This is a genomic window from Microbacterium sp. LWH11-1.2, from assembly GCF_038397745.1.
Lineage (GTDB): Bacteria > Actinomycetota > Actinomycetes > Actinomycetales > Microbacteriaceae > Microbacterium.
The window spans coordinates 3698434-3717686 of sequence record NZ_CP151636.1 but is presented as its reverse complement, the minus strand read 5'-3'; the positions used below and the strand labels follow the sequence as shown (position 1 = coordinate 3717686).

General features: G+C 67.6%; 15 protein-coding genes and 1 riboswitch. Of the genes, 14 read left to right on the top strand and 1 reads right to left on the bottom strand.

Annotated features, from left to right (window positions below; genetic code table 11):
• The first annotated feature begins 41 nt into the window (after positions 1 to 41).
• From MRBLWH11_RS18175 to MRBLWH11_RS18115, 13 genes are all read left to right on the top strand, one after another.
• Entirely contained in the window at positions 42 to 1733 is a 1692-nt protein-coding gene (locus tag MRBLWH11_RS18175; protein WP_116636585.1) for an ABC transporter substrate-binding protein, read from the top strand.
• A gap of 32 nt (positions 1734 to 1765) precedes the next feature.
• Positions 1766 to 2761, top strand: a complete 996-nt coding sequence (locus MRBLWH11_RS18170; protein WP_341945826.1) for an ABC transporter permease — start codon at positions 1766 to 1768, stop codon at positions 2759 to 2761.
• Positions 2754 to 3740 carry an ABC transporter permease gene (locus tag MRBLWH11_RS18165; RefSeq protein WP_116636583.1) on the top strand — a complete coding sequence of 329 codons (987 nt, stop codon included), beginning with the start codon at positions 2754 to 2756 and terminating at the stop codon, positions 3738 to 3740. The genes MRBLWH11_RS18170 and MRBLWH11_RS18165 overlap by 8 nt, the downstream gene beginning before the upstream one ends.
• Positions 3737 to 4588, top strand: coding sequence for an ABC transporter ATP-binding protein (locus MRBLWH11_RS18160; protein WP_341945824.1), 852 nt, complete (start codon positions 3737 to 3739; stop codon positions 4586 to 4588). Before MRBLWH11_RS18165 ends, MRBLWH11_RS18160 begins: the two co-directional genes overlap by 4 nt.
• Entirely contained in the window at positions 4585 to 5448 is an 864-nt protein-coding gene (locus MRBLWH11_RS18155) for an ATP-binding cassette domain-containing protein (protein WP_116636581.1), read from the top strand. Before MRBLWH11_RS18160 ends, MRBLWH11_RS18155 begins: the two co-directional genes overlap by 4 nt.
• 43 nt (positions 5449 to 5491) lie before the next feature.
• A riboswitch (glycine riboswitch) is annotated at positions 5492 to 5587 on the top strand.
• A gap of 149 nt (positions 5588 to 5736) precedes the next feature.
• Positions 5737 to 6921, top strand: coding sequence for a glycine cleavage system aminomethyltransferase GcvT (locus MRBLWH11_RS18150; protein ID WP_341945823.1), 1185 nt, complete (start codon positions 5737 to 5739; stop codon positions 6919 to 6921).
• Positions 6918 to 7313, top strand: coding sequence for a glycine cleavage system protein GcvH (gene gcvH / locus MRBLWH11_RS18145; protein ID WP_341945822.1), 396 nt, complete (start codon positions 6918 to 6920; stop codon positions 7311 to 7313). Before MRBLWH11_RS18150 ends, gcvH begins: the two co-directional genes overlap by 4 nt.
• A 61-nt stretch (positions 7314 to 7374) precedes the next feature.
• Positions 7375 to 10260, top strand: a complete 2886-nt coding sequence (gcvP, locus tag MRBLWH11_RS18140; RefSeq protein WP_341947854.1) for an aminomethyl-transferring glycine dehydrogenase — start codon at positions 7375 to 7377, stop codon at positions 10258 to 10260.
• Positions 10261 to 10478: 218 nt separating this feature from the next.
• Positions 10479 to 12110, top strand: a complete 1632-nt coding sequence (locus MRBLWH11_RS18135; protein WP_116636577.1) for an ABC transporter substrate-binding protein — start codon at positions 10479 to 10481, stop codon at positions 12108 to 12110.
• A 99-nt stretch (positions 12111 to 12209) separates the two neighbouring features.
• A complete protein-coding gene (locus MRBLWH11_RS18130; protein ID WP_341945821.1) occupies positions 12210 to 13136 on the top strand; it encodes an ABC transporter permease in 927 nt (308 codons plus the stop codon).
• Entirely contained in the window at positions 13129 to 14073 is a 945-nt protein-coding gene (locus tag MRBLWH11_RS18125) for an ABC transporter permease (RefSeq protein ID WP_116636575.1), read from the top strand. Before MRBLWH11_RS18130 ends, MRBLWH11_RS18125 begins: the two co-directional genes overlap by 8 nt.
• Entirely contained in the window at positions 14070 to 15743 is a 1674-nt protein-coding gene (locus tag MRBLWH11_RS18120) for an ABC transporter ATP-binding protein (protein ID WP_116636574.1), read from the top strand. The genes MRBLWH11_RS18125 and MRBLWH11_RS18120 overlap by 4 nt, the downstream gene beginning before the upstream one ends.
• A gap of 2 nt (positions 15744 to 15745) precedes the next feature.
• Positions 15746 to 16312: a PH domain-containing protein gene (locus tag MRBLWH11_RS18115; protein ID WP_341945820.1), complete on the top strand. Its 567-nt coding sequence runs from the start codon at positions 15746 to 15748 to the stop codon at positions 16310 to 16312.
• Positions 16313 to 16319: 7 nt separating this feature from the next.
• Here the strand turns inward: MRBLWH11_RS18115 and MRBLWH11_RS18110 are convergent, their stop codons facing one another.
• On the bottom strand, positions 16320 to 17126 hold the full coding sequence (locus MRBLWH11_RS18110; protein ID WP_341945819.1) for a type II CAAX endopeptidase family protein: 807 nt from the start codon (positions 17124 to 17126) through the stop codon (positions 16320 to 16322).
• 102 nt (positions 17127 to 17228) lie between these two features.
• Here MRBLWH11_RS18110 and typA point away from each other — a divergent pair, with 102 nt between their 5' ends.
• Entirely contained in the window at positions 17229 to 19142 is a 1914-nt protein-coding gene (gene typA / locus MRBLWH11_RS18105; RefSeq protein WP_116636571.1) for a translational GTPase TypA, read from the top strand.
• Positions 19143 to 19253 lie beyond the last annotated feature (111 nt).

Here is a 19253-nt window from a genome sequence, read left to right as displayed (position 1 = left end):
GAAATCCCTCCTGCAGTGCAGCACCGAGAGGAAACAGAAGAATGATCCGTAACGGAAAGCGCAAGATCGCGCTCACCGCCGTCGCAGGGGCATCCGTCCTGGCCCTGGGCCTCACCGCCTGTGGCACCGGCGGCAGCGGCGATGGCGGCAACGCCGATGGCGACCGGGCCCTTCGGGTGTGGGCCGGTAGCCAGACCCCGATCACCGCGAACTACAACCCGTTCGCACCGACCGTGCTCCATGGCGCGCTCGGCCCCATCTACGAGCCGCTGTTCTTCTTCAACAAGACGTCCGACTCCGAGCCCGTGGGCCTGATCGGCGACTCGTACGAGTACAACGAGGACGGCACGGTGATCACCATCACCATCAAGCCCGACCTCAAGTGGAGCGACGGCGAGCCCCTCACGGCTGCGGACGTCGCGTTCTCCTTCAACTACGAGGCGAACAATCCCGAGGGCAACGGACTCGTGTCCGCTGAGGCCACCGACGACACCACCGTGGTGCTCACCTACGCGGCCGCGCAGTACACCACCGAGTTCCAGCGCCTCGGCTCGACGTACATCCTGCCCGAGCACATCTGGGCCGACGTCGCCGACTTCGCGAACTTCGCGAACGAGGAGCCGGTCGGATCCGGCGCCTACGTCGTCGACAAGACCACCAGCGAGTCGTACACGCTCGTCGCGAACGAGAACTTCCGCGACGCCGACAAGCTGGGTGTGAAGAAGGTCCAGTACATCGCGGTCGACAACAACCAGACCGCACAGGATCTGCTCGCGGCCGGCGAGCTCGACTGGACGGGCATGTTCATCCCGAACCCGGACGATGTCACGGCCAACGGCAAGATCAGCTGGGTCAACACCCCGCAGGACCCGACCGTGCTCTACACCTGCTCGAACGCCGACCTCGGCTGCACCGGTCCGCAGACGGATGTCGCCGTGCGCCAGGCGCTCAACGTCGCGATCGATCGCGCGGCGATCAAGGACAAGGCGTTCGTCGGTCTCACCGGCGACATCTCTCCGACCTACGCGCTGCTCCCGCGCGACGAGAAGTGGGTCGCGGATGCCGCCAACGAGGTCAGCCCGCAGGAGGCGGACGCCGCCGAGGCAGCCAAGATCCTCGAGGCCGCCGGCTACGTCAAGGACGGCGACTTCTACGCGAAGGACGGCGTGCCGCTCGAGCTCACTCTGACCTCGGTCGACGGCTGGACCGACTACAACGACGCAGCCAAGCTGATCGCCGAGCAGGCCGCGGCCGCGGGCATCAAGATCACGGCGTCGACCGTGCAGTGGCAGGAGTTCTCGGACTCCCGTCAGGGCGGCGAGTACCAGCTCATCGTCGGCGGCATGATCGGCACCTCGGTGGCCGACCCGTTCCAGATCTACCGCGACTGGGTCGGTGGCACCGCGGTCCAGTCGACCAGCCCCGTCGGCACCGAGGTCCCCGCGGGACGCTGGAACTTCAGCCGCTACGACAACCCCGTCGTCGACGCCGCGATCCAGTCGGCGATCAGCACGAACGACGAGGCCGAGAAGAAGGCGCTGTACGGCACGATCCAGACGGAGATCGTCCGCGACCTGCCCTACATCCCGCTCGTCATCAACGCCACCCAGACCTTCTACAACACGAAGGACTTCACGGGTTGGCCGACGGAGGAGGAGATGTACGCCTTCCCGCCGTCCTGGGGTGCGATCGCGGCAGGCTACGTCCTGACGCAGCTCCAGCCGGCTAAGTAGGACGAAGGGACGGGGAAGCAGGAAGCAGTGACATGAAGTTCTATGCACGAAGAATCGGGTTCTACGCGTTCACGCTCTGGGCCGCGATCTCTCTCAACTTCCTGCTTCCCCGGCTCATGCCGGGGAACCCCGCCGACATCATGATCGCCAAGATGCAGCGGGCCGGCGGCGAGATCTCCGAGACCACCATCAGGAACATCAAGCTACTGCTGGGCGGCGACGACTCCGCGCTATGGGAGCAGTACCTCTCCTACTGGGCGCGCATGTTCCGCGGCGACCTCGGCATCTCGGTCACGAAGTACCCGACCCCGGTGACCGAGCTCATCGCGGGCGCGATCCCGTGGACCCTCGTCCTGGTGGGTACCGCGACCGTCATCTCCTTCATCCTCGGCATCGCGCTCGGCGCCTGGGCGGGGTGGAAGCGCGGGACCTGGGTCGATCATCTGATCCCGGCCACGACCGTGCTGCAGTCGATCCCGTACTTCTGGTTGGCGCTGATCCTGGTCGCGGTGTTCTCCGTGGGGCTCGGCTGGTTCCCGCTCTTCGGCGGGTACGACGTCTTCGACTTCCCCGACGGGCCGGAGCCGACCTGGGCGTTCTTCTCCGATGCCTTCTCGCATGCTCTCCTTCCGGCGATCACCATCGTCATCTCCTCGGTGGGCGGCTGGATGTTCGGCATGCGCAACATGATGGTCGCGACCCTCGCCGAGGACTACGTCCTCACCGCCGAGGCCAAGGGCCTTCGCCCGCGGCGCATCCTCACCACGTACGCCGCGCGGAATGCGGCGATCCCGTCGATCGCCGGCTTCTCGATCACCCTCGGCTTCGTCGTCTCGGGCTCCATCGTGATGGAGCAGGTGTTCACCTACCCCGGCATCGGCAAGCTGATGTTCCAGGCGGTCACCAACAACGACTACGCGCTGATGCAGGGGCTGTTCCTCGTGATCACCATCACGGTGCTCGCGGCCAACTTCTTCATGGACCTCGTCTATGGCTTCATCGACCCGAGGGCTCGCCAGAATGTCTGATCCGCAGAACACCGCCGGCCTCCTCTCCGTCGAGGAGACGCCCACGACGGCACCCGCCAGCACGATCGCGATGGCGACGCAGCAGGACCGCAAGCGCCGTCGCATCCTTCCCAGCACGTCGCCGAAGTTCATCGTCGGCTCGATCCTGGTGCTCGCGACCGTCCTGTTCGCGATCATCGCGCCGATCTTCACTCAGAACCCGCGCAGCACCGCGAATCCCGCTCTTCAGGCGCCGTCGGCGGAGCACTGGCTCGGCACCACGAAGCTCGGCAACGACATGTTCGCCCAGCTCGCGATCGGCGCTCAGGGCTCGCTGCTCGTCGGACTGATCGCCAGCGTCATCGCCATCGTGCTGTCGCTCCTCTTCGGCGTTCTCGCCGGCTACCTGGGCGGATGGCGCGAGGATGGACTCGCGCTCATCACCAACGTGATGCTCGTGATCCCCGCATTGCCGCTGGTCATGGTGATCGCGTCCTTCGTCCCCCAGCGCACCTGGCAGCTGGTGGCGATCTTCCTCGGCATCACCTCCTGGGCGGGCGCGGCCTACGTGCTGCGTCTGCAGACACGCTCGCTGCGCACCCGCGACTACGTCTACGCCTCGAAGGTCGCCGGAGAGAGGTCGCTGCGTGTGATCCTCGTCGAGATCATGCCGAACCTCCTCCCGCTTCTCACCGCGCAGTTCCTGTTCGCCCTCATCTTCGCGATCCTCGGGGAGGCGGGACTCTCGTATCTGGGACTCGGACCCACGGACTCGATCACCTGGGGGACGATCCTCAATGATGCGCAGTCCGGTCAGGCTCTCGGACGAGGGGCGTGGTGGTGGTTCGTGCCGCCGGGACTGATGATCGCCGTCATCGGCGCAGGCCTCGTCCTCATCAACTTCGCGATCGACGAGGTCATCAACCCGAAGCTCCGCAACGCGCCGGATGCCGCCCGCCGCGTGCGCAAGGCCGCCAAGACCAAGGGGGTCACCGCATGAGCGACGCCGTGCTGACAGCGAAGAACGTGTCGATCGAGTACGAGGTCGATCCGCCCGTCAAGGCCGTGCGCAATGTCTCGCTCACCTTGAACCGCGGCGAGATCCTGGGACTCGCGGGGGAGTCCGGCTGCGGGAAGACGACGCTCGCCTACGGGATGAATCGTCTGCTCAAGCCGCCGGCGCTGATGACGAGCGGCGAGATCGTGTTCCACGACCGCGATGGGCACGACATCGACATCGTGGGCCTCGACGGCGACGGTCTGCGGGCGTTCCGGTGGGACAAGATCTCGATGGTGTTCCAGGGGGCGATGAACTCGCTCAACCCGGTGATCGATGTGAAGGCGCAGATCTTCGACATCTTCGACACGCACCGCCCCGGGATGTCGAAGAAGGACAAGACCGCGCGCGCCGAGGAGCTGCTGACCCTGGTCGGGGTGGACCCGTCGCGTCTGACGAGCTTCCCGCACGAGCTCTCCGGCGGCATGCGCCAGCGCATGATGATCGCGATGGCCCTCGCGCTGGACCCGCAGGTGATGATCATGGACGAGCCGACCACCGCACTCGACGTGGTCGTGCAGCGGGGCATCATCCGCGAGATCATGCGGCTGCGTGAACGACTCGGGTTCGCGGTCATCTTCATCACGCACGACCTGCCGATGCTGATCGAGATCAGCGACCGGATCGCGGTGATGCTGCAGGGACAGATCGTGGAGCAGGGGACGGCGGAGGAGATCTACCGGACCCCGCAGCACGAGTACACGAAGAAGCTGTTGTCGAGTTTCCCGTCGCTGAAGGGCGAGCGGGGCGACTTCGTCCGCACGGGCGTGAGCCAGGAGGGGACCCGATGAGCACGAAGACGGATGCCGCGCGCGGCACGGGCACGCTGGAGGCGCGGAACCTGACCAAGGACTTCCACCTGCGTTCCGGGTTCAAGACGACGACCCTGCATGCGGTGAAGGATGTGTCGTTCACGCTCGAGCCGGGGCGGACGGTCGCGCTGGTGGGGGAGTCCGGGTCGGGCAAGTCGACGATCGCGCGGATGCTGATGAAGCTGGAGACCCCCACGAGCGGGGACATCCTCCTCGACGGGGTGCCATCGGGGACGCACGGGCGCACGTTGGAGCGATACCGGTCGGATGTGCAGATGGTGTTCCAGGACCCGTTCGCGTCGTTGAACCCGTTCCACACGATCGTGCATCACCTGGAGCGACCGATCCGGCTGCATCACCCCGAGTTGAGCAGTGCTCAGGTGCGGGAGCGGGCCGTCGAGCTGCTGGAGCGGGTGCGGCTGACACCGGGGGAGAGCTTCGCGGAGCGTCGTCCGCACGAGCTTTCGGGTGGGCAGCGGCAGCGTGTCGCGATCGCCCGGGCGCTCGCGCCCGGGGCGCGGTTCATCGTCGCCGACGAGCCGGTGTCGATGCTCGACGTGTCGATCCGCCTCGGCGTGCTGAACCTCCTCGCCGAGCTGCAGCGTGAGGAGAACCTCGGGGTGCTGTACATCACGCACGATCTCGCGACCGCCCGGCACTTCTCCGACGAGATCATGGTCCTCTACAAGGGTGACGTCGTCGAACGCGGACCCGCCGACGAGGTCATCCTCCACCCCCAGCACGACTACACCAAGACGCTCCTCGGCGCGGCCCCCGAGCCCGAGAACCTCGGACGCCTCCGTGACGAGGTCCGCGCCGAACTCGGCATCCGATCCTGAAGGGCTCCGGCTAGACTGAACCCCACAACTGAAGACAGGCCGAATGACCCCCGCGGGAGAGCCCCGGCGAATGCAGCCGGGCACCGAAGGAGCAAGCCTCCCCGCCAATCTCTCAGGTAACGCGTACCGCGCGGTTCCGGCCACTCTGAAAAGCGATCTCGAGCGAAGCTCGAGATCCGCCGACGGTGAAAGCCCCCGCGCGGGCGAAGCTCTCAGGCCCATGACAGAGGGGGAGTTCCGAGGAACGTCGACGTCGTCGTTCCGCCCGAATCCGCACGGGAGAACTCCATGTCCGACCCCCGCTACACCCCGCTCCGCGAGCGCCATGAGGCGCTCGGGGCGTCGTTCACCGACTTCGGCGGCTGGCAGATGCCGGTGCGCTACACCTCCGACCTCGCGGAGCACCACGCCGTCCGCCGGTCGGCCGGTCTCTTCGACATCTCGCACATGGCGGAGTTCCTCGTCACGGGTGAGAGCGCCGCGGAGTTCCTCGACTACGCGCTCGCGGGTCGCCTGTCCTCGATGGCCGTGGGCAAGGCGAAGTACTCGCTGATCCTGTCGGAGTCCGGAGGGATCGTCGACGACGTGATCGTCTACCGGCTCGCCGACGATCGCTATCTGGTGATCGCGAACGCCGGCAACCGCGGCTACGTCGACGCGGCCTTCGCCTCGCGCGTGCGGTCGTTCCCGTCCCTCATCGAACGCGAGGGGCCTCCCCGGGCGGAAGGGGAGGAGCGCAGCTTCGCCGGGTTCCTCGGCGACCGAGGGGTCGACGTCGAGGACGTCTCGGACTCCTTCGCCCTCCTCGCCGTCCAGGGCCCCGCGGCCGAGGCCATCGTCGCGGCGACCGAGGGCATCACCGAGGTCGGTACGCCCTGGGCCGAGCAGAGGTACTACGCCTGGGCCGACGCCCGCTTCCACGGTGAGCCCCTGCTCCTCGCCCGGACCGGATACACCGGCGAGGACGGCTTCGAGCTGCTCGTCCCCAGCACACTCGCACCCGCGCTGTGGGACGCCCTGCTCGCCGCCGGAGAGCCGCACGGCCTCGTTCCCGCAGGCCTCGCCGCTCGCGACACGCTCCGCCTCGAGGCCGGGATGCCGCTCTACGGGCACGAGCTCTCCCTCGAGACCCGACCGGCGCAGGCCGGCCTCGGTCGAGTGGTGGTGGCGGACAAGGAGAGCTTCATCGGGAAGGACGCCGTCGACGCGGCCCCGGAAGCTCCCGTCCTCGTCGGACTCGCCGCCGAGGGCAAGCGCGCCGGGCGCGCCGGCTACGCCGTGGTGGATGCCGATGGCACGGTGCTCGGCGAGATCACCAGCGGCGCCCTCAGCCCGACCCTCGGCCACCCGATCGCGATGGCCTACGTCGATCCTTCTTCCGCGGAAGAGGGAACAGCAGTATTCCTTGATGTGCGGGGGACGAAGATCCCCGCGACCGTGACCGCCCTGCCTTTCTACCGGAGGACCAAATGACCGACCTCAGCGCACTGAAGTACACCGAAGAGCACGAGTGGATCGCGACCGGTCCTTCGACGGGCTCGGGAACCCAGACCGTGAGCATCGGCATCACCGACTACGCCGCCGAGAAGCTCGGTGACGTCGTCTTCGTCGAGCTCCCCGCCGTCGGCACCGAGCTCACCGCAGGTGCGGTCGTCGGCGAGATCGAGTCGACGAAGTCGGTCGGAGAGCTCTACGCCCCGGTCGCCGGCACGGTCGTCGAGATCAACGACGCCGTCGTCGACGACCCGTCGCTCGTCAACGCCGAGCCCTTCGAGGGCGGCTGGCTGATCAAGGTCGCCGTGGCCGACGGCGCCACTGACGGCCTGCTCGACCGCGACGCGTACGTCGCACTGACGGAGGGCTGATCCACCCGTGGTCTCCTTCGCCGATCGTCACATCGGACCCACCGACGCCGCCCAGCGGACCATGCTGGACGCGCTCGGCATCCACCCTTCGACAAGCTCAGGGACCCAGGGGGCAAGCTCAGGGACCCAGGGGGCAAGCTCAGGGACCCAGGAGGGAGATGCCGTCGAGGCGCTGATGCGCCAGGCGGTCCCGTCCTCGATCTTCACCGGACCGACGGGCTCGCTCGACTCGACCATCCCGGCAGCGGCGAGCGAGACCGAAGCGCTCGCCGAGTTGCGCGCCCTCGCGTCGCGCAACGCGGTGAACCGGCCGATGATCGGCCTCGGCTACTACGGCACGATCACTCCGCAGGTCATCCAGCGGGGTGTACTGGAGAACCCGTCCTGGTACACGGCCTACACGCCGTACCAGCCCGAGATCTCGCAGGGCCGTCTGGAAGCGCTCATCAACTTCCAGACGATGGTCGCCGAGCTCACCGGGCTCTCGACCGCCAACGCGTCGATGCTCGACGAGTCGACCGCGGTCGTGGAGGGCATGCTGCTCGCCCGGCGTGCCTCGAAGTCGGCGTCGAACGTCTTCGCGGTCGACGCCGATGCCTTCCCGCAGACGAAGGCGCTGCTCGCCACCCGTGCGGATGCCGTCGGCATCGAGCTCGTCTCCGTGGACTTCGCCGCGGGCGAGGAGCTCCCGGCGGAGCTGTTCGGCGTCTTCGTGCAGTATCCGGGAGCATCCGGTCGGGTCTGGGACCCCTCGGCCGTCATCGACGCCGCACACCTCGCCGGCGGTCTCGCGGTCGCTGCCGCCGATCTCCTCGCCCTCACCCTGATCGCGTCGCCCGGTTCGCTGGGCGCGGATGTGGCTGTCGGCACGACGCAGCGCTTCGGTGTGCCGATGGGCTTCGGCGGTCCGCACGCCGGGTACATGGCCGTGCGCGCAGGCCTCGAGCGTCAGCTGCCAGGGCGCCTCGTCGGCGTCTCGGTGGACGCTGACGGCAAGCCCGCCTACCGCCTCTCGCTGCAGACCCGCGAGCAGCACATCCGTCGCGAGAAGGCGACATCGAACATCTGCACCGCACAGGTGCTGCTCGCCGTCATGGCCTCCATGTACGCGGTGTACCACGGGCCCGACGGCCTCGAAGCCATCGCGTCGGAGGTCGCGACGAAGGCCGCGCTGCTGCGCGACTGGCTCGTCGAGGCCGGAGCCGAGGTCGTGCACGACGCCTTCTTCGACACAGTCTCCGTGCGTGTCCCCGGCCGTGCGGACGAACTCGCGAACCAGGCGCACGACGGTGCGGGTCTCCTCCTCCACGTCGTCGATGCCGACACGCTCAGCATCGCGGTCGACGAGACCACGACGACCGCGGAGCTGCACCAGGTCGCGCACGTCTTCGGCGGCACGAAGGAGCGGGTCTTCGGATTCGGCGACGGCGACCACGCTCTTCCCGGCGCGCTCATCCGGCAGGACGAGTACCTGACCCACCCGGTCTTCCATGCGCACCGCAGCGAGACCGCCATGATGCGCTACCTGAAGAGCCTCGCCGACCGCGACTACGCGCTCGACCGCGGCATGATCCCGCTCGGGTCCTGCACGATGAAGCTCAACGCCGCGACCGAGATGGCCGCCATCACATGGCCCGAGTTCGCCGGCATCCACCCGTTCGCGCCGCCATCCGACGTGCAGGGCTATCTCGATCTCATCGAGCAGCTCGAGGGCTGGCTCGCCGAGGTCACCGGGTACGACGCCGTCTCACTGCAGCCGAACGCCGGCTCGCAGGGCGAGCTGGCGGGGCTCCTGGCGATCCGCGGCTACCACCTCGCCAACGGCGACGCGCAGCGCACCGTCTGCCTGATCCCGTCGTCGGCGCACGGCACGAACGCGGCATCCGCCGTGCTCGCGGGCATGAAGGTCGTCGTGGTGGCCTGCGACGAGCTCGGGAACGTCGATCTCGACGACCTCCGCGCCAAGATCGCCGCGCACGCCGACACCCTGTCGGCGCTCATGATCACCTACCCGTCCACGCACGGCGTGTACGAGCACGACGTCGTGGAGATCACGACCGCGGTGCACGACGCGGGCGGCCAGGTGTACGTCGACGGCGCCAACCTCAACGCTCTGCTCGGGTACGCGCGCTTCGGCGATCTCGGCGGCGACGTCTCGCACCTCAACCTGCACAAGACGTTCGCGATCCCGCACGGCGGCGGCGGACCCGGTGTCGGACCCGTGGCGGCGAAGGCGCACCTCGCGCCGTTCCTCCCGTCGCATCCGCTCGCGCAGCGCAGCGAGCACTTCGGCGGTTTCACGTTCGAGGGCGGAGCCGTCTCGGCCGCGCCGTACGGGTCGGCGGGCATCCTGCCGATCTCCTGGGCGTACGTGCGCATGATGGGGGCAGACGGCCTGCGGCGCGCGACCGCGGCCGCCGTGCTGTCGGCGAACTACATCGCCGCCCGCCTGGGCGAGCACTATCCCGTGCTCTACACGGGCGAGAACGGCCGAGTGGCGCACGAGTGCATCCTCGACCTCCGCCCGCTCAAGGAGGCCACGGGCATCACGGTCGACGACGTCGCCAAGCGCCTGATCGACTACGGCTTCCACGCCCCGACCATGTCGTTCCCCGTGGCGGGGACACTCATGGTCGAACCGACGGAGTCGGAGGACCTCGGCGAGATCGACCGCTTCATCGAGGCGATGATCATGATCAAGGCGGAAGCGGATGCCGTGGCGGCAGGGCGCTGGCCCGCCGACGACAACCCCCTGGTGCACGCGCCGCACACCGCTGTCTCGCTGATCGCGGGGGAGTGGACGCACGCCTACACCCGGGAGGATGCCGCGTACCCCGTGCACGCGCTCGTCGCCGGCAAGTACTGGCCGCCGGTGCGCCGCATCGATCAGGCCTACGGCGACCGCAACCTCGTCTGCGCCTGCCCGCCCGTGGAGGCCTTCGCCTGACACCGGATCGACCCATCTGAACGGAGTCGCGCTCCTCGCCGGGGAGCGCGGCTCCGTCGCGTCTTTCCGGGTGTTTCGCGGATGTTACGGATGGTCACCACTCAGTAACAGTTCGTTAGCTGAGTGCGTTCGCGAGCCCGACCCCGGGTTACGCTCGACTATCCCTACGTGTTCAACGGTGAGCGCGCAGTCTGAGTAACAGTCCAGGAGGACACAAAGTGAAGCGCAACAAGATCGCCCTCGCGGGCAGCGCATTTTTCCTGATCGGGGCCCTGACTCTCGCGGGCTGCGCGAGCGGCGGGGGCAACGAGCCCGCCGAGGAGTCGTCCGGTGACGCCACGGCGATCATCTCGGTCAACAACACCGAGCCGCAGAACCCGCTGATCCCCACGAACACCAACGAGGTCGGCGGCGGCCTCGTGCTGCAGAGCATCTTCGCCGGTCTCGTGTACTACGACGCCGAGGGCGCCGTGCACAACGACCTCGCCGAGTCCATCGAGACCGACGACGCGCAGACCTACACGATCAAGATCAAGGCCGACCAGACCTTCGCGAACGGCGACCCGGTCGACGCCGAGTCGTTCGTCAAGGCCTGGAACTACGGTTCGGCGCTCGACAACAAGCAGCTCTCGAGCTACTTCTTCGAGTCCATCGAGGGCTTCTCCTACGACGAGAACGTCCCGGAGCTCTCCGGCCTCAAGGTCGTCGACGACCTCACCTTCACGGTGAAGCTGAAGCAGCCCGAGTCCGACTTCCCGCTGCGCCTCGGCTACACGGCGTTCTTCCCGCTCCCCGCAGCGGCATGGGACGACCTCGAGGCCTTCGGCGAGAACCCGATCGGCAACGGCCCGTACGTCTTCGCCGAAGAGGGCGCGTGGAAGCACAACGAGAGCATCGACCTCATCAAGAACGAGGACTACACCGGTCCCCGTGAGGCGGTGAACGGCGGCGTGGACATGATCCTCTACGCCAGCACCGATGCCGCCTACGCCGACCTCCAGGGCGGCAACCTCGACATCCTCCAGGAGATCCCGGACAGCGCCCTGCAGACGTTCGAGAGCGACTTCGAGGGTCGCACGGTGAACCAGCCGGCAGCGGCCAACGCGACCATCACGATCCCGGAGCGCCTCGAGCACTTCAGCGGTGAAGAGGGTCAGCTGCGACGTGCGGCGATCTCGCACGCGATCAACCGTGAGGAGATCACCGATGTGGTCTTCAGCGGCACCCGCACCCCGATGAAGGACTTCACCTCTCCGGTGATCGACGGCTACTCCGAGGACATCCCCGGTTCCGAGGTGCTCGAGTTCGACCCCGAGAAGGCGAAGGAGCTGTGGGCCGAGGCCGACGCCATCGCACCGTGGACCGGATCGTTCCAGATCCAGTACAACGCGGACGGCCCCAACCAGGGCTGGGTCGACGCCATCGCCAACCAGCTGAAGAACAACCTCGGCATCGAGGCCTCCGGCAACCCGATCCCGACCTTCGCCGAGCACCGCACGCTGATCACCGAGCGTCAGTCGACCACCGCCTTCCGCACCGGATGGCAGTTCGACTACCCGTCGATGTTCAATGGCCTCGGCCCGCTCTTCGGCACCGGTGCCGGTTCGAACGACGGCGACTACTCGAACCCCGAGTTCGACGCACTCCTCGATGAGGGCGCATCCGCTGCCGACGTCGAAGAGGGCATCACGAAGTTCCAGGAGGCGCAGGAGATCCTGTTCAAGGACCTGCCCGCCATCCCGCTCTGGTACACCAACGCCATGGGCGCCTGGGGCGAGTCGGTCGACAACGTCGAGTTCGGCTGGGACACCTGGCCGATCCTCTACCAGGTCACGAAGGACGGCGAGTAAGCCGGACGGCACTCACCTGTGAGGCGGTGACGATTCGTCGTCACCGCCTCGCGGGCTGTGTTCGACAAGCTTTTCCGCCTCCTCGCAACGGGACCACAGATGTTCGGCTACATCCTCAGACGTCTTCTGCAGGTGATTCCGGTTTTCTTCGGAGCCACCCTGCTCATCTACTTCCTCGTGTTCGCCATGCCCGGCGATCCGATCCTCGCCCTGTTCGGCGACCGCACCCCGAACCCTGCGGTCGTGGAGCAGCTGCGTGAGCAGTACCACCTGAACGATCCGTTCATCGTGCAGTACTGGTACTACATCACCGGTGTGTTCCAGGGCGACCTCGGAAACACGTTCTCCGGCCGTCCGGTCTCGGAGGTCCTCGCAGAGACCCTCCCGGTCACAGGGCGCCTGGCGGTCATGGCGATCGCCATCGAGTTCACGCTCGCGATCGTCATCGGCACGATCTCGGCGCTGCGCAAGGGCAAGGTCTTCGATCACGCGATGCTCGGCATCGCCCTCGTCGCCATCGCCATCCCGATCTTCGTGGTCGCGTTCCTCGCGCAGTACTTCCTGGCGATCCAGCTCGGCTGGTTCAAACCCACAGTGGGCTCCGACAACGACTGGGGCGGCCTGTGGCTGCCGGCGATCGTGCTCGGCTTCAGTCTGTTCGCGGTCAGCATGCGTCTGATGCGGAGCTCCGTGATCGACACGCTCAACCAGGACTGGGTGCGCACCGCCTACAGCAAGGGGCTCTCGCGCAGTCGGGTGATCCCGGTGCACGTGCTGCGCAACTCGCTGATCCCCGTGATCACCAACTCGGCCACCAACTTCGGTGTGCTGCTGGTCGGAGCGACCGTGACCGAGGGGATCTTCAACGTCCCCGGCGTCGGCAACACGCTGTACCAGGCCGCGATCCGCAACGAGGGCCCCACCGTGGTCTCCTTCGTCACGGTGTTCGTGATCCTGTACGTCCTGGTCAACCTCGTCATCGACCTGCTCTACGGTCTGCTCGACCCAAGGATCCGCTATGCATGACCCCAACTCGCAGAATCACTTCGTCGCGCCCGTCGAGACGGAGAGCATCTCCGTCGACGCCGTGCGCATCGCGGAGAAGCCGCGCAACCTGTGGCGCGATGCGTGGACCGACCTCCGGCGGCGTCCGCTGTTCTGGTTCTCGGTCGTGCTCGCACTCTTCTTCCTGGTGATGGCGCTCTGGCCGACGCTGTTCACATCGACCCCGCCGAACAGCGGGTGCGAACTGGGCAACAGCAATGCCGGACCGACGGACGGGCATCCGCTCGGATTCACGTTCCAGGGCTGCGACATCTACGCCCGCATCGTCTGGGGCGCGCAGACCTCGCTCGCCGTCGGTCTGCTGGCCACGGCGATCGGCTCGATCGTCGGCCTCATCATGGGTGCGCTCGCCGGCTTCTACGGCGGATGGCTGGACTCGCTGCTGTCGCGCATCGGCGACATCTTCTTCGCGATTCCCTACATCCTCGCCGCCGTGGTCGTCATGACGGTCTTCTCGCAGTACCGCTCCGTTCCGGTCCTCGCGTTCGCGATCGGTGGTTTCGCCTGGGCGTCCACCGCGCGTGTCGTGCGTGCGGAGGTCCTCCGGGTCCGTCAGGCGGACTTCGTGGTCGCCTCTCGTGCGCTCGGACGCTCCAAGTTCGGCACGCTCGTCGGACACGTCATCCCGAACGCCCTGGCGCCGCTGCTCGTCGTCTCGACGCTGTCGCTCGCGGCATCGATCGTCGCCGAGGCGACCCTGTCGTTCCTCGGCGTCGGCCTGGGAAGCGACACCATGTCGTGGGGAAATGACATCAGCGCGGCACAGTCGTCGCTCCGGGTGGCGCCGATGGCGCTCATCTATCCGTCGATCGCGCTCACGCTCGCCGTGCTCGCGTTCGTGACCCTGGGCGAGCTCATCCGAGACGCCATCGATCCGAGAGCGAGGGCACGCCGATGAGCGAGCGCACTCCCGAACAGGTGCCGCTGCTGAGCGTGCGCGACCTCAAGGTCGCGTTCCGCACACAGGAGGGTCTCCGCGAGGTCCTGCACGGCGCGAGCTTCGACATCTTCCCCGGCGAGACCGTCGCCATCGTGGGCGAGTCCGGCTCGGGCAAGTCCACGACCGCCAGTGCCATCGTGAACCTGCTTCCCGGCACCGGAACGATCACGGGCGGATCGATCACCCTCGACGGCCGCGAGCTCACCACGCTCGGGCGCCACGAGATCGAGACCGTCCGCGGCCGCGAGATCGGCTTCGTCCCGCAGGATCCGATGTCGAACCTCAACCCGGTGTGGAGCATCGGCTTCCAGGTCAAGGAGGCGATCCGCGCGAACGGGATCGCCCGTGGCAAGGCGGATGTGAAGGCGCGGGCGATCGAGGTGCTGCAGCAGGCAGGACTCGGCGACGCCGAGCGACGCCTGCACCAGTTCCCGCACCAGTTCTCCGGCGGCATGCGCCAGCGTGCGCTGATCGGCATCGGACTGGCCGCCGACCCGAAGCTCCTGATCGCCGACGAGCCGACCTCGGCGCTCGACGTGACGGTGCAGCGGGTCATCCTCGATCACATGGCGACGCTCACGCGTGACAAGGGCACCTCGGTGCTCCTCATCACTCACGACCTCGGCCTCGCGGCCGAGCGCGCCGAGAAGATCATCGTGATGAGCAACGGCAACATCGTCGAGGCCGGCCCGAGCAGGCAGATCCTCGAGAATCCGCAGCATCCGTACACGCAGCGACTCGTGGGTGCAGCCCCGAGCGTCGCCTCGCAGCGCATCCAGGCCGTCGTCGAGGACCGCGGCATCGAGACGCTCGAGGACCTCGCGGACATCCCGCCGACCGTACGGGTGGCGGGACTCACGAAGGACTACAAGATCCGTCAGGGGAACTTCCGCAGCGAGGCGTTCCGTGCGGTCGACGACGTCTCCTTCGACATCCCGCGCGGGAAGACGCTCGCCCTCGTCGGCGAGTCGGGTTCCGGCAAGTCGACGGTCGCCAAGATGGTGCTCAAGCTCGAGGAGCCCACGAGCGGCACCATCGAGATCGACGGTCAGGATGTGTCGAAGCTCTCGAACGCGCAGGCGTTCGGGCTGCGCCGCCGCATGCAGCCCGTGTTCCAGGATCCGTATGGATCGCTGGACCCGCTGCGCAACATCGGGAACACGATCTCCGAGCCGCTCCAGATCCACGGTGTGGGGGATCGGGCTTCGCAGCGCGAACGCGTCGAGGAGCTTCTCGACCAGGTGGCGCTGCCGAGGACGCTCGCGACCCGATACGCGAACGAGCTCTCCGGCGGACAGCGGCAGCGCGTCGCGATCGCCCGGGCGCTCGCGCTCAAGCCGGACATCGTCGTGCTCGACGAGGCCGTCTCGGCGCTCGACGTGCTGGTGCAGGATCAGATCCTGAAGCTGCTCGCCGAGCTGCAGTCGGAGCTGAACCTGACGTACCTGTTCATCACGCACGACCTCGCTGTCGTGCGCGTGTCGAGCGACCTCGTCTGCGTCATGGAGAAGGGGAAGGTCGTCGAGCAGGGGACTGTCGACGAGATCTTCGCCAACCCCCAGCAGGAGTACACCGACCGGCTCCTCAAGGCGATCCCCGGGGCGTCGATCCCGCTCGGCGGGCGCTGAACGTGCCGACCGATCCAGGATCGGGGGCCGCACGGACTTTCCGTGCGGCCTCCGGTCCGGTCTTCCTCGTCCTCTGCTCGCTGCTCGCGCTGTTCCTGCTCGGCGATGCCGTCGTGCGCGCGGGGTGGGGGCAGGCGCTGCTGCTCGCACCGTGGATCCTCCTCGGGCTGTGGGTCGTGTACGAGGTCGCCTTCGTCTCGTTCGTCCGCATTGACGACGCGGAGGCGACCGTGCAGAACATGCTGCGACGCACGACCTTCGGGTGGCGTCGTGTGCGTGACATCGATCTGCGCTGGCAGCTCGTCTTCTCGCTCGATGACGGCAGCGACGTCACGTGCTACGGCGGGCCGGCCAGGGCGCGGCAGCGGCGCGCCGCGGGTCGGCAGGACGAGGAGCGCAAAGCCCCGACCAGCCTGCGCGATCTGACCGACATCCGCGATCGCTGGGAGGCGTCCGATCCCGCCGCCGATGCTCCCATCCGGCGGAGCTGGGATCGTCCCGCTCTCCTCGCCCTGGCCGTCATCCTGGTCTGGGCCGCGGTGGCCGTGTTCATCGCGAACGCCGGCTGACCCCGTCTCAGCTCGGCAGTCCGAAGAGCTCCGGCCAGGTCGCCGCCGCCCAGGGATAGCCGACGAACACGGTCGCGTCGATCAGGAAGTGCGCGACGAGGAACGGCAGCAGACGACCGCTGCGCTGGAAGAGCCAGCCGAACAGCAGCCCCATCGCCAGATTCCCGATGAACGCGCCGGGCCCCTGGTACAGGTGGTAGCTCGCACGCAGCACCGAGGTGGAGACGATGATGGTCCACGGACTCCATCCGAGCTGCCGGAGGCGCGCGAAGAGATACCCGAGCACGACGAACTCCTCCTGCAGCGACGCCCGCGCGGCGGCGAGCAGCAGGACGGGGACAGTCCACCAGTACGCGTCGAGTCCCGCCGGATTCACCGCAACGAAGAGCCCCGAGGCGCGTCCGGCGATGTAGAGCGCCAGACCGGGGATGCCGATGGCGAGGACGAGCAGCATGCCGCGCCCGGCATCCGCTGCGACCCTCGTGCCGTCCAGCCCCAGCCTGCCCAGGTGCGGACGGCGCGACTGCCAGAGGAGGAAGCACACCAGCAGCACCGGCACGAGCGAGAATCCGATCGACAGCACCTGATAGATGAGATCGAAGAGCTCGCGGTCGCTGCGCGACGGGTTGAGCGTCGCGGTCTGATCCGCCAGCGGCGTCTCATCCGTGAGCCGGTAGGCGAGCTGCACGATCGCGTACACGGCGGACTGACCGAGGCCCAGCGCGAGCACGATCGCGATCTCCCACCCGATCCGGCCGCGGGAGGGTGCAGGAGGGTCCCAGGGGAGGGGGTCCGGGACAGGTCGGGAAGTCACGATCCCGATGCTACGACGTCCGCTCAGGAACAGACCCTCAGCTTGCGTTATCCTGGAACGTCGGCTTCCCGGCGCAATCCCACACCTCTTTAGGACTTCTGCATGGCGCACGCCCTCCGCTCTGACCTCCGCAACGTCGCAATCGTCGCGCACGTCGACCACGGCAAGACCACTCTCGTCGACGCCATGCTGCGTCAGACGGGCTCCTTCGGCGAACACGCCCACGTGGACGAACGCGCCATGGACTCGAACGACCTCGAGCGTGAGAAGGGCATCACGATCCTCGCCAAGAACACGGCGATCACCTACAAGGGCGTGCACGCCACCGACGGCGAGGTGACGATCAACGTCATCGACACCCCCGGTCACGCCGACTTCGGCGGAGAGGTCGAGCGCGGCCTCTCCATGGTCGACGGCGTCGTGCTGCTCGTCGACGCCAGCGAGGGCCCGCTCCCGCAGACCCGCTTCGTGCTCCGCAAGGCGCTCGAGGCGAAGCTGCCCGTCATCCTGCTGGTCAACAAGACCGACCGTCCCGACGCGCGCATCGCCGAGGTCGAGGAGGAGGCCCACGACCTGCTCCTGGGTCTCGCGTCCGACCTCGTCGACGACGTGCCGGATCTCGACGTCGACGCGCTGCTCGACGTGCCGATCGTGTACGCCTCCGGCCGCGCCGGTGCCGCATCGCTGAACCGCCCCGAGAACGGCACGCTGCCGGACAACGAGAACCTGGAGCCGCTCTTCGGCGCCATCCTCGAGCACATCCCGGCGCCGTCCTACGACGACGAGGCCCCGCTGCAGGCCTGGGTCACGAACCTCGACTCGAGCCCGTTCCTCGGTCGCCTCGCTCTCCTCCGCGTCTTCAACGGCACGCTCAAGAAGGGGCAGACGGTCGCCTGGGTCCGTGCCGACGGCTCGACCAGCAACGCCCGCATCACCGAGCTCCTGAAGACCCGCGCCCTCGAGCGCTACCCCGCGGAGTCGGCGGCCCCCGGTGACATCGTCGCCATCGCAGGCTTCGAGGACATCACGATCGGCGAGACGATCGCCGACCCCGAGGACGTCCGCCCGCTTCCGGCGATCACGGTCGACGACCCCGCCATCTCGATGACGATCGGCACGAACACCTCGCCCCTCATGGGCAAGGTCAAGGGCCACAAGCTGACCGCCCGCATGGTCAAGGACCGTCTCGACCGCGAGCTCATCGGCAACGTCTCGCTCAAGGTCGTCGACATCGGCCGCCCCGACGCGTGGGAGGTGCAGGGACGCGGCGAACTCGCGCTCGCGATCCTCGTCGAGAACATGCGCCGCGAGGGCTTCGAGCTCACGGTGGGCAAGCCCCAGGTCGTCACGAAGCAGATCGACGGCAAGACGCACGAGCCGTTCGAGCACCTCACGATCGACACGCCCGAGGAGCACCTCGGCGCGATCACGCAGCTGCTCGCCGGCCGCAAGGGTCGCATGGAGAACATGACGAACCACGGCACCGGCTGGGTGCGCATGGAGTTCATCGTCCCGTCGCGCGGCCTCATCGGCTTCCGCAGCGAGTTCCTCACCACGACCCGTGGCACCGGCATCGCCAACGCGATCTCGCACGGCTACGAGCCGTGGGCCGGACACATCACCACGCGCCAGAACGGCTCGATCGTCGCCGACCGCCAGGGCGTCGTGACCCCGTTCGCGATGATCGCCCTGCAGGAGCGCATGTCGTTCTTCGTGCAGCCCACGCAGGAGGTCTACGAGGGCATGGTCATCGGCGAGAACTCGCGCGCCGACGACATGGACGTGAACATCACCAAGGAGAAGAAGCTCACCAACATGCGTGCAGCGAGCTCCGACACGTTCGAGTCGATGACTCCGCCGCGTCAGCTGACGCTCGAGGAGAGCCTCGAGTTCGCCCGTGACGACGAGTGCGTCGAGGTGACGCCGGAGGTCGTTCGCATCCGCAAGGTGAACCTGGATCAGAACACCCGTGCTCGCGAGACCGCCCGCATCAAGCGTCAGGACGCGAACGCCTGACCCTCGTTCGAGAGTGCTCTGCAGAGGGCCTCGCACCGCCGAAAGGCGCGTGCGGGGCCCTCTTCTCATGTAAATCCCAGATGAGGCACAATTTTCGTTCAGGAAGGCATG

Bases quoted from the DNA above. Each gene is read 5' to 3' on its own strand.
- MRBLWH11_RS18175 (WP_116636585.1), top strand. From the start codon at position 42: ATGATCCGTAACGGAAAGCGCAAGATCGCGCTCACCGCCGTCGCAGGG.
- MRBLWH11_RS18170 (WP_341945826.1), top strand. From the start codon at position 1,766: ATGAAGTTCTATGCACGAAGAATCGGGTTCTACGCGTTCACGCTCTGG.
- MRBLWH11_RS18165 (WP_116636583.1), top strand. From the start codon at position 2,754: ATGTCTGATCCGCAGAACACCGCCGGCCTCCTCTCCGTCGAGGAGACG.
- MRBLWH11_RS18160 (WP_341945824.1), top strand. From the start codon at position 3,737: ATGAGCGACGCCGTGCTGACAGCGAAGAACGTGTCGATCGAGTACGAG.
- MRBLWH11_RS18155 (WP_116636581.1), top strand. From the start codon at position 4,585: ATGAGCACGAAGACGGATGCCGCGCGCGGCACGGGCACGCTGGAGGCG.
- MRBLWH11_RS18150 (WP_341945823.1), top strand. From the start codon at position 5,737: ATGTCCGACCCCCGCTACACCCCGCTCCGCGAGCGCCATGAGGCGCTC.
- gcvH (WP_341945822.1), top strand. From the start codon at position 6,918: ATGACCGACCTCAGCGCACTGAAGTACACCGAAGAGCACGAGTGGATC.
- gcvP (WP_341947854.1), top strand. From the start codon at position 7,375: ATGCTGGACGCGCTCGGCATCCACCCTTCGACAAGCTCAGGGACCCAG.
- MRBLWH11_RS18130 (WP_341945821.1), top strand. From the start codon at position 12,210: ATGTTCGGCTACATCCTCAGACGTCTTCTGCAGGTGATTCCGGTTTTC.
- MRBLWH11_RS18125 (WP_116636575.1), top strand. From the start codon at position 13,129: ATGCATGACCCCAACTCGCAGAATCACTTCGTCGCGCCCGTCGAGACG.
- MRBLWH11_RS18120 (WP_116636574.1), top strand. From the start codon at position 14,070: ATGAGCGAGCGCACTCCCGAACAGGTGCCGCTGCTGAGCGTGCGCGAC.
- typA (WP_116636571.1), top strand. From the start codon at position 17,229: ATGGCGCACGCCCTCCGCTCTGACCTCCGCAACGTCGCAATCGTCGCG.